The organism is Rhodococcus pseudokoreensis (genome assembly GCF_017068395.1).
Classification (GTDB): domain Bacteria; phylum Actinomycetota; class Actinomycetes; order Mycobacteriales; family Mycobacteriaceae; genus Rhodococcus_F; species Rhodococcus_F pseudokoreensis.
In genome coordinates, this window is sequence record NZ_CP070619.1 from 6,704,629 (window position 1) to 6,717,976 (window position 13,348).

10 protein-coding genes and 1 pseudogene are annotated in these 13,348 nt (G+C 67.2%); 8 read left to right on the forward strand and 3 right to left on the reverse strand.

Annotation, left to right across the window (positions count from 1 at the left end):
• Nucleotides 1–113: 113 nt before the first annotated feature.
• From JWS13_RS35800 to JWS13_RS35810, 3 genes are all read left to right on the forward strand, one after another.
• Nucleotides 114–4,070: a DNA-directed RNA polymerase subunit beta' gene (locus JWS13_RS35800; protein ID WP_087557054.1), complete on the forward strand. Its 3,957-nt coding sequence runs from the start codon at nucleotides 114–116 to the stop codon at nucleotides 4,068–4,070.
• A 165-nt stretch (nucleotides 4,071–4,235) separates the two neighbouring features.
• Nucleotides 4,236–5,468 (forward strand): M23 family metallopeptidase, encoded by a 1,233-nt coding sequence (locus JWS13_RS35805; protein WP_206010089.1) that lies wholly within the window; start codon nucleotides 4,236–4,238, stop codon nucleotides 5,466–5,468.
• 98 nt (nucleotides 5,469–5,566) lie between these two features.
• Nucleotides 5,567–5,767: a hypothetical protein gene (locus JWS13_RS35810; protein WP_043826362.1), complete on the forward strand. Its 201-nt coding sequence runs from the start codon at nucleotides 5,567–5,569 to the stop codon at nucleotides 5,765–5,767.
• Nucleotides 5,768–5,772: 5 nt separating this feature from the next.
• On the opposite strand, the gene JWS13_RS35815 is transcribed toward JWS13_RS35810, so the two are convergent.
• The gene (locus JWS13_RS35815) at nucleotides 5,773–6,285 is read right to left on the reverse strand and encodes a SixA phosphatase family protein (RefSeq protein ID WP_206010090.1); all 513 of its coding nucleotides are present in this window, start codon (nucleotides 6,283–6,285) and stop codon (nucleotides 5,773–5,775) included.
• Between the two features lie 10 nt (nucleotides 6,286–6,295).
• The gene (locus tag JWS13_RS35820; RefSeq protein WP_206010091.1) at nucleotides 6,296–7,309 is read right to left on the reverse strand and encodes an aldo/keto reductase; all 1,014 of its coding nucleotides are present in this window, start codon (nucleotides 7,307–7,309) and stop codon (nucleotides 6,296–6,298) included.
• 134 nt (nucleotides 7,310–7,443) lie between these two features.
• Here JWS13_RS35820 and JWS13_RS35825 point away from each other — a divergent pair, with 134 nt between their 5' ends.
• Entirely contained in the window at nucleotides 7,444–8,280 is an 837-nt protein-coding gene (locus JWS13_RS35825; protein WP_206010092.1) for a helix-turn-helix transcriptional regulator, read from the forward strand.
• Here the strand turns inward: JWS13_RS35825 and JWS13_RS35830 are convergent, their stop codons facing one another.
• On the reverse strand, nucleotides 8,281–9,060 hold the full coding sequence (locus tag JWS13_RS35830) for an acyl-[acyl-carrier-protein] thioesterase (protein ID WP_206010093.1): 780 nt from the start codon (nucleotides 9,058–9,060) through the stop codon (nucleotides 8,281–8,283).
• Between the two features lie 152 nt (nucleotides 9,061–9,212).
• On the opposite strand from JWS13_RS35830, the gene JWS13_RS35835 reads away from it, so the two are divergent.
• The 4 genes and pseudogenes from JWS13_RS35835 to JWS13_RS35850 all read left to right on the forward strand — a co-directional run bounded on the left by JWS13_RS35835 (nucleotide 9,213) and on the right by JWS13_RS35850 (nucleotide 13,217).
• Nucleotides 9,213–10,874, forward strand: coding sequence for an FAD-dependent oxidoreductase (locus JWS13_RS35835; protein WP_206010094.1), 1,662 nt, complete (start codon nucleotides 9,213–9,215; stop codon nucleotides 10,872–10,874).
• Between the two features lie 58 nt (nucleotides 10,875–10,932).
• Nucleotides 10,933–11,154: pseudogene (locus JWS13_RS46050) on the forward strand (alcohol dehydrogenase catalytic domain-containing protein); the annotation flags it as partial.
• A 66-nt stretch (nucleotides 11,155–11,220) separates the two neighbouring features.
• Entirely contained in the window at nucleotides 11,221–11,691 is a 471-nt protein-coding gene (locus JWS13_RS35845; protein WP_206010095.1) for a MarR family winged helix-turn-helix transcriptional regulator, read from the forward strand.
• On the forward strand, nucleotides 11,688–13,217 hold the full coding sequence (locus tag JWS13_RS35850) for a DHA2 family efflux MFS transporter permease subunit (RefSeq protein ID WP_206010096.1): 1,530 nt from the start codon (nucleotides 11,688–11,690) through the stop codon (nucleotides 13,215–13,217). Before JWS13_RS35845 ends, JWS13_RS35850 begins: the two co-directional genes overlap by 4 nt.
• Nucleotides 13,218–13,348 lie beyond the last annotated feature (131 nt).

Genomic DNA, 13,348 nt, shown 5'->3' on the forward strand with positions numbered 1-13,348 from the left:
GGTCCCCGGGTCACGGAAATCCGTGACCCGGGGGCGTAGTTCACATTTGAATTGGCAGTCAGGTATCGGCGGGTGACCGTTGATCCACAATCCCTCTGGGGAAAGGAAGTTACGTGCTCGACGTCAACTTCTTCGATGAACTCCGCATTGGCCTCGCCAGTGCAGAGGACATCCGCAATTGGTCCTACGGCGAGGTCAAGAAGCCGGAGACCATCAACTACCGCACGCTCAAGCCCGAGAAGGACGGCCTCTTCTGCGAGAAGATCTTCGGCCCCACCCGGGACTGGGAGTGCTACTGCGGCAAGTACAAGCGTGTCCGCTTCAAGGGCATCATCTGTGAACGCTGCGGCGTCGAGGTGACTCGCGCCAAGGTTCGTCGTGAGCGCATGGGCCACATCGAACTGGCTGCCCCGGTCACCCACATCTGGTACTTCAAGGGCGTGCCCAGCCGTCTCGGCTACCTGCTCGACCTGGCGCCGAAGGATCTCGAGAAGATCATCTACTTCGCCGCGTACGTCATCGTCGGTGTCGACGAGGAACTGCGTCACAACGAGCTGTCCACGCTCGAAGCCGAGATGCAGGTCGAGAAGAAGACCGTCGCCGATCAGCGCGACGCCGACCTCGAGGCCCGCGCTCAGAAGCTCGAAGCCGACATCGCCGAGCTGGAGGCGGAGGGCGCCAAGTCCGACGTCCGCCGCAAGGTCAAGGACGGCGGCGAGCGCGAGATGCGTCAGCTCCGTGACCGCGCGCAGCGTGAGCTGGATCGTCTCGACGAGATCTGGACCACGTTCACCAAGCTCAGCGTCAAGCAGCTCATCGTCGACGAACTGCTGTACCGCGAGCTCGTCGACCGCTACGGCGAGTACTTCACGGGCGCGATGGGCGCCGAGTCGATCCAGAAGCTCATGGAGAGCTTCGACATCGACGCCGAGGCCGAGAACCTCCGCGAGACCATCCGCAGCGGCAAGGGGCAGAAGAAGCTCCGCGCGCTGAAGCGTCTCAAGGTCGTCGCCGCCTTCCAGGTCAACCAGAACTCGCCCATGGGCATGGTTCTGAACGCCGTCCCGGTGATCCCGCCGGAGCTGCGTCCGATGGTTCAGCTCGACGGTGGCCGCTTCGCCACCTCCGACCTGAACGACCTGTACCGCCGCGTCATCAACCGCAACAACCGCCTCAAGCGACTGATCGACCTCGGTGCCCCCGAGATCATCGTCAACAACGAGAAGCGGATGCTGCAGGAGTCCGTGGACGCGCTGTTCGACAACGGCCGGCGCGGCCGTCCCGTCACGGGTCCCGGTAACCGCCCGCTGAAGTCCCTGAGCGACCTGCTCAAGGGCAAGCAGGGTCGTTTCCGTCAGAACCTGCTCGGTAAGCGCGTCGACTACTCGGGTCGTTCCGTCATCGTCGTCGGACCGCAGCTCAAGCTGCACCAGTGCGGTCTGCCGAAGCTGATGGCTCTCGAGCTGTTCAAGCCGTTCGTGATGAAGCGCCTGGTCGACCTGAACCACGCGCAGAACATCAAGTCCGCCAAGCGCATGGTGGAACGTCAGCGCGCACAGGTGTGGGACGTCCTCGAAGAGGTCATCGCCGAGCACCCCGTGCTGCTGAACCGTGCACCGACGCTGCACCGCCTGGGCATCCAGGCCTTCGAGCCGCAGCTGGTCGAGGGCAAGGCCATTCAGCTCCACCCGCTGGTGTGTGAGGCCTTCAACGCCGACTTCGACGGTGACCAGATGGCCGTGCACCTTCCGCTGTCCGCGGAGGCGCAGGCCGAAGCACGCATCCTGATGCTGTCGTCGAACAACATCCTGTCGCCCGCGTCGGGTCGACCGCTCGCCATGCCCCGTCTGGACATGGTCACCGGTCTGTACCACCTGACCCGGTTGGACGCGGGTGCCACCGGCGAGCTCGCAGCGTCGACGAACGACGAGGCGGAGCAGGGCGTGTACTCCTCGCCTGCCGAGGCTCAGATGGCCGTCGATCGTGGCGCGCTCGTCGTGCAGGCGAAGATCAAGGTGCGGCTCACGCAGCAGCGCCCGCCCCGTGACATCGAGGCGGACCTGTTCCCGGAGGGCTGGAACTACGGTGACGGCTGGACGGCGGAGACGACGCTGGGCCGCGTGCTCTTCAACGAGCTGCTCCCCGCGGACTACCCGTTCGTCAACGAGCAGATGCCGAAGAAGCGTCAGGCGACGATCATCAACGATCTCGCCGAGCGTTACCCCATGATCGTGGTCGCACAGACCGTCGACAAGCTGAAGGACGCAGGCTTCTACTGGGCCACGCGTTCGGGTGTCACGGTCTCGATCTCCGACGTCCTCGTGCCGCCGGAGAAGGCTCAGATCATGGAGTCCTTCGAGGCTCAGGCCGATCAGATCGAGAAGAAGTACCAGCGTGGTGCTCTGAACAAGACCGAGCGCAACAGCGCCCTGGTCAAGATCTGGTCCGAGGCCACCGACGAGGTCGGTAAGGCCATGGAGGCCCACTTCCCCGACGACAACCCGATCCCGATGATCGTGAAGTCCGGCGCCGCCGGCAACATGACTCAGGTTCGCTCGCTCGCCGGCATGAAGGGTCTGGTGACCAACCCGAAGGGTGAGTTCATCCCGCGTCCGATCAAGTCTTCCTTCAAGGAAGGCCTGACCGTTCTCGAGTACTTCATCAACACGCACGGTGCCCGTAAGGGTCTGGCCGACACCGCGCTCCGCACCGCCGACTCGGGTTACCTGACCCGTCGTCTGGTGGACGTCTCGCAGGACGTCATCGTCCGCGAGGTCGACTGTGGAACCGAGCGCGGCATCGTCACCACGATCGCCGAGAAGCAGGCCGACGGATCGATGATCCGCGACGCCCACGTGGAGACGAGCACGTACGCCCGCACCCTGGCCGCCGACGCGGTCGACGAGAACGGCAACGTCATCGTCGAGCGTGGACACGACCTGGGCGACCCGGCCATCGACGCGCTGCTCGAAGCAGGCATCACGCAGGTCAAGGTCCGTTCGGTGCTCACCTGCACCACCGGCACCGGCGTCTGCGCCACCTGCTACGGCCGTTCCATGGCCACCGGCAAGCTCGTCGATATCGGTGAGGCCGTCGGTATCGTCGCCGCGCAGTCCATCGGTGAGCCCGGTACCCAGCTGACCATGCGTACGTTCCACCAGGGTGGTGTCGCCGGAGACGACATCACCGGTGGTCTGCCGCGTGTTCAGGAGCTGTTCGAGGCCCGCGTCCCCAAGGGCAAGGCCCCGATCGCCGACGTCAGCGGCCGTGTGCAGCTCGAGGACGGCGACCGCTTCTACAAGATCACCATCGTCCCGGACGACGGTGGCGAAGAGGTTGTCTACGACAAGCTCTCGAAGCGTCAGCGTCTGCGTGTCTTCAAGCACGACGACGGCTCCGAACGCCTTCTGGCCGACGGTGACCACGTCGAGGTCGGTCAGCAGCTCATGGAAGGTGCTGCCGATCCGCACGAGGTGCTGCGTGTCATGGGCCCCCGCCAGGTGCAGATCCACCTCGTCAACGAGGTCCAGGAGGTGTACCGGAGCCAGGGTGTGTCGATCCACGACAAGCACATCGAGGTCATCGTGCGCCAGATGCTGCGTCGCGTCACGATCATCGACTCGGGTGCGACGGAGTTCCTGCCCGGTTCGCTGACCGAGCGTGCCGACTTCGAGGCGGCCAACCGCCGGGTCGTCGCCGAGGGTCGCGAGCCGGCAGCCGGACGTCCGGTGCTGATGGGTATCACCAAGGCATCGCTGGCGACCGACTCGTGGCTGTCCGCGGCGTCGTTCCAGGAGACCACTCGCGTGCTGACCGATGCGGCGATCAACTGCCGCAGCGACAAGCTGATCGGTCTGAAGGAAAACGTGATCATCGGAAAGCTGATCCCTGCCGGTACCGGTATCAACCGTTACCGCAACATCCAGGTTCAGCCGACCGAAGAGGCCCGCGCTGCTGCGTACGCGGTTCCGTCGTACGACGACCAGTACTACAGCCCGGACGGCTTCGGCCAGAACACCGGTGCCGCGGTGCCGCTGGACGATTACGGTTTCAGCAACGATTACCGGTAGGCGCTCCGCGCCTGTGAGTGATTGACGAGTCTCCGGACTCGCCGAGCACTCACCAACGGACGAAGGCCCCACCCCTCTCTCTTCGGGGGTGGGGCCTTCATCTGTTTTCGGTGCCTCCACCTGTGTCGAGCCTTGTCGCCGGATGTTCGCCGTTGCTAGCGTCGAATGATGGCCCGGTCGAGGTTCGCCGTCGCGCTCGCACTCGCCGCCGTCGTGGGAGTCGCGACCTCCTGCACGGCCTCGGACACCCAGCAGAGTGAGGCGACGTCGTCTGCGGCGCCGGCCTCGTCCAGTACCCCCGCGGTGATCACCCCGGTGGTCGCGGACGTGGTGGCCCCTCCGATCCCGGTGACGGGCAGCGACGGCCGTGTGCACCTGGCCTACGAACTGCGACTGACGAACACCGGATCGCAGCCGGCGACGATCACGTCGCTGCAGGTGAAGGGTGACGGCCGCACACTGGTGGATCTGAGCGGCGATGCGCTGACCCCGTGGTTCCAGGCCCTCGGCGGCGGTCCGAAGGCCGGCAACGTCCTCGCCCCGGGACAGCAGGGGCTGGTGTGGATCGACGCGACCCTCGACAGTCCCGACGACGTTCCGCGCAGCCTCGACCACGTCGTGAACGTCGACTTCCCGCAGGCGACATCGCTCGTGCCGAAGCAACTCGCCGAGAACGTGGCGGACACGAACGTCGACACCCGCGAGGCCGTCCGGATCCGCTCACCCCTCGACGGTCCGCGTTGGCTCGACGGCACCGGTTGCTGCACGGTCACCTCCCACCGCGCCGCCGTGCTGCCGATCAACGGCCGGATGCTGTCCGCCGAGCGTTTCGCGATCGATTTCGTCCAGCTCGACGAGCAGGGGCGCATCTACACCGGCGACCAAAAGCAGCTGTCGAGCTACGAGTACTACGGCGCGCCGGTCCGCGCCGTGTCGGACGGCGAGATCATCGCCGTCGTCGGCAATCTGTCCGAACAGGTTCCGGGGGCCAGTCCGCAGGGACTGCCGCTCGACCAGTACGGCGGAAACCACGTCGTCCAGGCGATCGGGGACGGACGGTTCGCGTTCTACGCGCACCTGCAGCCCGGCAGCGTGGACAACATCAGCGTCGGCCAGAACCTGCGCGCGGGCGAGCAGATCGGTTTACTCGGCAACAGCGGAAACACCGACGCGCCGCACCTGCATTTCCATGTGATGGACGGGCCGGACTTCCTGGCGTCGAACGGCATTCCGTTCGAGTTCGAGAACTTCGACCTCGACGGTCGGGTGACGGGGGAGAGCCTCGAGGCCGCAGCGACTGCCGGCGCCCCGGTCGTCGACGAGGCGGGGACGCAGACCGGATCGCGTTCCGACGAGATGCCGCTGTACCTCGACGTCGTGACGTTCCCCGGCAGCTAGCCGAGGAGCGTCGCCCCGAGCACGAACCGGCACTCTCCGGTGACGACTATCCTCGACCACACCTGTCCGATATGCGTGGTTCGCTGAACGGAGACGAGATGTCCGAGAAGAAGATCGATCGCGTCAAGGCCGAGTCGGCACTCGAAGTCGTGCGGGAAAGCCCGACGATCGCGCTCATCACCGTCGCGCCGGCACTGGTCGTCTTCGGCGTGGTCTGGTGGCTGTTCGGATTCTGGTCCGCGCTGGTGCTGGTCCTGATCCTCGGTGTCGTCGCCGTCGTCGGCCGCAAGCTGTTCTGAGGCCGCTACCGCGGAACGTGGAACGCGGCGAGTGACGCCGCGCTCGACGTGAGTTCGTCCCAGTCGCACGGCACCGTGAGGACGGCGAGCGCCGACGTCGGGAACTTCTCCCGCATCCGGTTGGCGTCCCCGGTGTCGGGGTTGCCAGACAGATCCAGCGCCGTGGACGGCATGCCGGGGGCGTGCCCGACCACCAGCAGGGTGCGCACCGACGGCTCGATCCGCACGATCTCCGTCAGCACCTCCGACGGGTACGCGCCGTAGAGTTCCTCGGCGAACCGGGCGGGAGCACCGACCCGGGTCGCCTCCAGCGTTTCCCGGGTCCGCCGCGACGTCGAGCACAGCACCGCGTCGATCGGCGGCTGCGTGGACCGCAGCCACTCGCCGGCCAGGCCCGCCTGCGTGCGCCCGCGCGGCGCCAGTGGCCGCTCGTGATCCGCGACCCCCTCCGGGTACGCCGACTTACCGTGGCGCATGAGGATCAGCGTGCGAGTCCGCGACGGGCGGTGCGAGGCCATGGCCTAGACGTTAGCTCCCCACGCCGGCGCGTTCACTGTCGAGCTGGGCCATCTGCGCGGGCGCGTAGCGCTCCCCGGCGACAGCGGTGTCGGGGACCGCCGCGGCGATCGCGGCGAGGTCTTCGGCGCCGAGACGGACGTCGAGCGCGCCGAGCGTCTCCTCGAGTCGGGCGACGGTGCGCGCTCCGATCACGGGCACGATGTCGTCACCCTGGGCGAGAACCCACGCGATCGCCAGCTGTGCGGCGCTAACCCCGTGCTGTGCGGCGACGGCGGCGAGCGAGTCGACGAGGGTGAGGTTCTGCCGGAGGTTCTCACCCTGGAACCGGGGGCTGTGTGCCCGGAAGTCGTCGGCCGCGAGCGCCTGACCGGTGCGCAGCGAATCGCTGAGCAGACCGCGGGAGAGCACGCCGTAGGCCGTGACGCCGATGCCGAGTTCCCGGCAGAGCGGCAGGATCTCGGCCTCGATGCCCCGGGAGACGAGCGAGTACTCGATCTGCAGGTCCGTGATCGGGTGCACCGCCGCCGCTCGGCGCAGGGTCTCGGGACCCACCTCGGACAGGCCGATGCGGCGCACGTAGCCGGCGTCGACGAGTTCGCCGATCGTGCCGACGGTGTCCTCGATCGGCACGTCGGGGTCGAGGCGGGCGGGGCGGTAGATGTCGATGTAGTCGACGCCGAGCCGCTGCAGCGAGTACGCGAGGAAGTTCCGGATCGACTCGGGTCGCGTGTCGACACCGGCCCACGTGCCGCCGGGCCCGCGCAGCCCGCCGAACTTGACGCTGAGGATCACGTCCTCGCGCCGACGGCCGTGCAGGGCCCTGCCGATCAGGGACTCGTTGTGGCCCGACCCGTAGAAGTCGCCGGTGTCGACGAGGTCGATCCCGGCGTCGAGGGCCGCGTGGATCGTGGCGACGGACTCCACGTCGTCCGACCTGCCGTACGTCCCGGACATTCCCATGGCGCCGAGGCCGAGCCGGCCGACGGCCGGACCGGTGGTTCCGAGTGCGGTGGTGCTGATCATGTTCTGCTCCGATGATCGCCGTGTGTTCCTGACCGACACCAGCGTCGCCGTCGGCGGGCCTGGCAACCAGAGACCGTTCATCGGGGGACCGGCGATCCCTGGCAGCGCCCCGGACGGTCCGGCACAGTTGAGTCATGGACCGCTCCGAGCTGGCCGACTTCCTCCGCCGTCGCCGGGAACAGCTGGTGCCTGCGGACGTCGGCCTGGCGCCGGGGGTGCGGCGGCGAACGCCGGGACTGCGGCGCGACGAGGTGGCGCTGCTCGCGGGAATGTCCACCGACTACTACACGCGGCTCGAGCAGGCTCGCGGTCCGCACCCGTCGACGCAGGTCCTGGCGTCGATGGCGCGGGCTCTGCGGCTCACCGACGATCAGCGCGATCACCTGTATCTGCTGTCCGGGCAGGTGCCGCCGATGCGGGCTGCGGGCAACAAGCACGTCGGGCCGGGGCTGCTGCACCTGCTCGACAAACTCGACGACACCCCCGGATGCGTCATCTCGGACCTCGGGGAAGTGCTGATCCAGAACCGGATGCACGTGATCCTGTTCGGCGACGCGACCCGGTATGCGGGCCTCGACCGGTACATCACGTGGCGGTGGTTCGCGCACCCCGCCGAGCGCGGCCAGTTCCCGGCGGACGATCACGAGCGCCTCGCCGGACAGCACGTCGCGGATCTGCGGGCGACCGCCGCCCGGCGCGCGGGCGACGCCGACGTCGCCGAACTCGTCGCCCGGCTGTACGAGACGAGCACCGAGTTCGCGGCGCTCTGGGACCGGCACGACGTGGCCGTCCGCCGATCCGACACGAAGACCGTGCTCCACGGCGAGGTCGGGCGCATCGACCTCGTGTGCGAGACGCTGCTGACGCAGGGCGCCTATCAGCACCTGCTGGTGTACATGCCGCAGCCGGGCTCCGATGCGCGCGCCAAGCTCGACCTGCTGCGGGTGATCGGCACCCAGCAGATGGTGTGATCAGGTGGTGAGCGGCCCGACGTGGGCCACCGCCCGGAGCGCGTCGTCGACCAGGAACCACACGGTCAGCGACGTGTCGTCCCGGCGCCTGCGCAGGGTGATCTTGTCGGTCGACACGATGGGTGCGAGGTATTCGAGGACCGCGCGGTGCGGGTTGTCGACGAGGCGGCCGCCGCCGGGATGCTCGTGGTCGGCGAGCAGTTCCTCGACCGCCTGCCAGTAGACGGCGTTGTTGACGTGGTCGAAGGGGTCGATGTCGGTGCGGCGCAGAACGAAGTCGCTGTCCTCGATCCCGTCGTCGTCGGCGGCAGGCGCGTTCTCGACGAGCCACCGTTTCCACTTCAGCCGGTGTTCCTCCGCGGATTCCCCGAGGCGTTCGATGAACCCGTCGTCGATGCGGGTGGGCATGCCCGTTTCGCCGCTGATGTGGATCCAGAACCCCTCGGTCTCGATCAGCGCGCCCGCCTCACCCTGGATCTGCACGCGCATGTTCGTCCAGCGGGTCGACAGTGCCGAACACCAGCGTCGGAGGTGGACGCGTTCGGGCCACACGGCGGGCCGCAGGACGTCGATGACGGTGCGCCGGACGATCCACAGGGGGTGGCTGTCGGCGGCGTCGACGGCGTCGAGGTTGTCCAGACCGGCGTCCTGCAGGTAGCGCGCGATGCCGTCGAGGCGGAGTCGTTTGGCGGCGTCGATGTCGCCGGTGCGGACCGGCCAGGACGTCTCGAAGAAGCGGCCGCGTGCGGGCGGAGCGGCGAGGGGTCGGTCGAGTGCCAAGATGCGGTTCCTTCGCTCGTGGACGGGGCCCTGATTCTTCCATCCGGCGCCGGCGCTTGTTTGCGGACGCGATTCTCAGTACAGTTCATATAACTGTTACTACGTGTAACACAAACGAGTTCGATGGTTCGGACAGGTGTGAGGAAACCGCAATGGCATATGTCATCACCCAGGCGTGCTGCAACGACGCGAGCTGCGTCTCCGCATGTCCCGTGAACTGCATCCATCCGACGCCGGAGGAGCGGGAATTCGCGCAGACCGAGATGCTGCACATCGACCCGGAAACCTGCATCGACTGCGGGGCCTGCGTCGATGCCTGTCCGGTCGACGCGATCTTCCCCGAAGACAAGCTTCTCGGCTCACTCACCCGCTACAAGGACATCAACGCCGAGTACTACACGACCAACCCCATGCCGACCGGGTGGATCCCGCTCACACCCGCGACCCCGCCGCGGCGCGACCTGGGCACGCTCCGTGTCGCCGTCGTCGGTGCCGGCCCGGCCGCCTGCTACGCCGCCGGTGAACTGCTCGAGCGTTCGGACGTCGAGGTCGCGATGTTCGAGAAATTGCCGACCCCGTGGGGACTCGTCCGCGCCGGTGTCGCGCCCGACCATCCCGGCACCAAGGAGGTGACGCGGATGTTCGAATGGAGTCTCGACCGGCCGAACTTCGAGTTCCACCTCAACGTCGAGGTCGGCAAGCACGTCACGCACGACGAACTGCTGGAGAATCACCACGCCGTCATCTACGCCGTCGGGGCGTCGAGTGACCGGCGGCTGGGAATCCCGGGCGAGGACCTCCCCGGCGTGCACGCCGCCACGGAGTTCGTGGCCTGGTACAACGGCCACCCGGACTACGCGGGGCGCACGTTCGACCTGTCCGCGAAGCGCGCGGTGATCGTCGGCAACGGCAACGTCGCGCTCGACGTGGCCCGCATCCTCACGATGAACGTCGAGGAGCTGGAGCGGACGGACATCGCCGATCACGCCCTCGCCGCGCTGCGGCGCAGCAACATCGAGGAGGTCGTGCTCCTCGGCCGTCGCGGGCCGGCGCAGGCTGCGTACAGCAACCCGGAGTTCCTGGCGCTCGGCGACCTCGAGAACGTGGACCTCGTCATCGACGACGCCGACCTGGAGCTCGACCCGGCCAGCGCGGCGCTGCTCGACGATCCGGCGACCGCGATGAAGGTCCGGCTGGCGCGGGAGTTCGCGCAGCGCGCGCCCCGCCCCGGGCACAAGCGCATCGTGTTCCGCTACCTGACGTCGCCGATCGAGGTCACCGGCACCGGCAAGGCCGAGGCCCTGCGCTACGGGCGCAACGAACTGGTCGTCGACGAATCCGGTTCGCTGTCCGCCCGGGCCCGCGGCGACGAGGGCTCGCTGGACACCTCGCTCGTGCTGCGCTCCATCGGGTACCGCGGCAATCCCGTCGGCGGCGTCGCCTTCGACGACAAGCGCGGCGTGATCCCCAACGAGCACGGCCGGGTCACCGACCGGGTCTACGTCACCGGGTGGATCAAGCGCGGTCCCAGCGGGGTCATCGGCACCAACAAGGCGTGCGCCAAGGAGACCGTGTCCGCGCTGCTCGCGGATTTCGAGGCCGGCAAACTCCTCGGCACGGTCGGCACCCGCAAGGACGTGAAGAAGCTCGTCGAGCGGCGCCAGCCCGAGCAGATCGGCTTCGCCGGGTGGCGCGCCATCGACAAGGCGGAGACGTCACGCGCGGCGGGATCGGCACGGCCGCGTGTGAAGATGACCGACAAGGTCGAGATGGTGACCGTCGCCCGCAGGCGGAAGCGGCTGTTCGCTCGTTGACGCCTCCCGCCACCCCTGCGCGTCCAGTGTTTCGAGCATGCGCGCAGTGGTGGTGACGGAGATTCGGCCCGAACCGCCGTTCGTTCCCGGCGCCGAAATCGCCGGTGTCGTGGTGTCGGCTCCGGAAGGAAGCGGATTCGAACCCGGCCGCCGGGTGCCGGCGGCGACGCGTTCGACGAGGCCGTCCGGGTGCCGCGGATGCGCTGCGCGATCGCGAGGCCGGCCTCGTCCAGGACTGAACCCGCAGGTCGTGGGCGCTGCCGGGGATTGTGATACCTGACACCATTTATTCGGTTGCGCCTTAGTTGCTCTTGGGCAATAGTTGCATGAGCGCTAGCATTCGAGGGTGCCCGACAATTCTCCTGATCTTCTCTTCGAACTGCTCAACGATTTCTTCACCCAACTGTTGAGTGCGGGGGAGTCGGAGTCGATGGACAACCTCATCGAGCTGGACCTCACGTTTTCGCAGGTGCGCATGCTCTTCGCGCTGGGCCAGCACGGTGAGCCACTTCCGATCAACGAAGTGGCCGAGCGGTTGCGGCTCTCGGTTGCCGCGGCGGGTCGAAACGTCGATCAACTCGTGAAGCTGGGTCTGGTCGTCCGCCGGGAGGACGAGCGTGACCGGAGGGTCAAACGGGTCTCCTTGTCGGAGGCTGGACATAAGGTCACCAACCAGCACATCGATTGCAAGCGTGATCAGTTGCGACGGTTCGCATGGCGGGTTCCGGAGAGCGAGCGGACCCGGCTGATCGAGGCACTACAACCGATCCTCGCGGGGCAGTCCCTGCGAGAACTCAACCAGGAGATATTCGGATGACATCGCCGACCGCCGCGAACGCGGCGCCCGACAAGCTCGACGGCACGGTCCTCAAGATCGCGTCCGTGGTGGTGCTCGGTGCCATCATGTCGATCCTCGACGTGACCGTCGTCAGCGTCGCGCTGCCGACGTTCGCCACCGAGTTCGACACCACGTATGCCACCGTCGCGTGGACGATGACCGCGTACACCCTCGCCCTGGCGACCGTCATCCCCGTCACCGGGTGGGCCGCCGACCGTTTCGGCACCAAACGCCTCTACATGACGGCCCTCGTGCTGTTCGTGCTCGGCTCGGTGTTGTGTAGTTTCGCGTGGGACATCACGTCGCTGATCGGCTTCCGCGTCCTGCAGGGGCTCGGCGGCGGCATGTTGATGCCGCTCGGCATGACGATCATGACGAAGGCGGCAGGCCCCGACCGCGTCGGCCGGGTCATGGCGGTTCTCGGTATCCCCATGCTGCTCGGACCCATCGGTGGCCCGATCCTCGGCGGCTGGCTGATCGAGGCGGCGAGCTGGCACTGGATCTTCCTGATCAACGTGCCCATCGGCATCATCGCCCTGTCCGCCGCGTTCATCATCCTGCCGTCCGACCAGGCCTCGCCGTCCGAGTCCTTCGACTTCCTCGGCATGCTGCTGCTCTCGCCGGGTCTGGCGCTGTTCCTGTTCGGTGTGTCGTCCATCCCCGAGGTGGGCACTGTCGCCTCGGCCCGCGTGCTCGTGCCCGGTGTGGTCGGCTTGGTCCTGATCGTCGCGTTCATCTTCCACGCGCTGCGCAAGGACCACCCGCTGATCGATCTGCACCTGTTCAAGAACCGGCAGTTGTCGGTCGCGGTCATCACGACTTCGCTGTTCATCGTCGCGTTCATGGGTGCCGGTCTGCTGTTCCCGAGCTACTTCATCCAGGTCGGCGGGCACACCACGCTCGCCGCGGGTCTGCTGATGGCCCCGCAGGGTATCGGCGCGATGCTGACGATGCCGGTGGCCGGACGTCTCGTCGACAAGATGGGCCCCGGCAAGATCGTGCTCACGGGTCTGCCGTTGATCCTCATCGGCCTGGGCGTCTTCACGCAGGTGGCGGCGGATTCGCCGACCTGGCTGCTGATGGGCGCGCTGTTCGTGATGGGCATGGGCATGGGCTGCACCATGATGCCGCTGATGACCGCGGCGATCGTCACGCTGTCCAACGATCAGGTCGCGCGCGGTTCCACGCTGATGAACATCGTCCAGCAGACCGCGGGTTCGATCGGTACCGCCGTCATGTCGGTGGTCCTCACCAACCAGTTGCTCGATCGCGGTCTCGACAGCCAGACGGTCGCGATGCAGCACGTGCCCGAGGTCGCCGCACAGGAGCCTCCCGGAATGGTGGACCAGGTCCTGAGCCAGGCCGCCGACGCGTTCGGCAACACGTTCCTGGTCGCCACCGTGCTGATCGCGTTGACGCTCATCCCGGCGTTCATGCTGCCGCGGAAGAAGTCGGTCAACCCGCACCTCGAGGCCGAGGGTGCCCCGACGGTGATGATGCACTGATCGGATTCGTCCGGTCCGAACGTCGCCGAGGGCGGCAAGCGCACTGCGCTTGCCGCCCTCGGCCGTTTCCGGAATAGGCCGCAGTGGTTGAATGTTGCAATAGGTTCATGCAAATGCATGGAGTTCTGACG

What these genes read in the sequence shown, in the direction of transcription:
- JWS13_RS35805 (WP_206010089.1), top strand. Translation starts at nt 4,236, where the DNA reads ATGATGGCCCGGTCGAGGTTCGCCGTCGCGCTCGCACTCGCCGCCGTC.
- JWS13_RS35810 (WP_043826362.1), top strand. Translation starts at nt 5,567, where the DNA reads ATGTCCGAGAAGAAGATCGATCGCGTCAAGGCCGAGTCGGCACTCGAA.
- JWS13_RS35815 (WP_206010090.1), bottom strand. Translation starts at nt 6,285, where the DNA reads ATGGCCTCGCACCGCCCGTCGCGGACTCGCACGCTGATCCTCATGCGC.
- JWS13_RS35820 (WP_206010091.1), bottom strand. Translation starts at nt 7,309, where the DNA reads ATGATCAGCACCACCGCACTCGGAACCACCGGTCCGGCCGTCGGCCGG.
- JWS13_RS35825 (WP_206010092.1), top strand. Translation starts at nt 7,444, where the DNA reads ATGGACCGCTCCGAGCTGGCCGACTTCCTCCGCCGTCGCCGGGAACAG.
- JWS13_RS35835 (WP_206010094.1), top strand. Translation starts at nt 9,213, where the DNA reads ATGGCATATGTCATCACCCAGGCGTGCTGCAACGACGCGAGCTGCGTC.
- JWS13_RS35850 (WP_206010096.1), top strand. Translation starts at nt 11,688, where the DNA reads ATGACATCGCCGACCGCCGCGAACGCGGCGCCCGACAAGCTCGACGGC.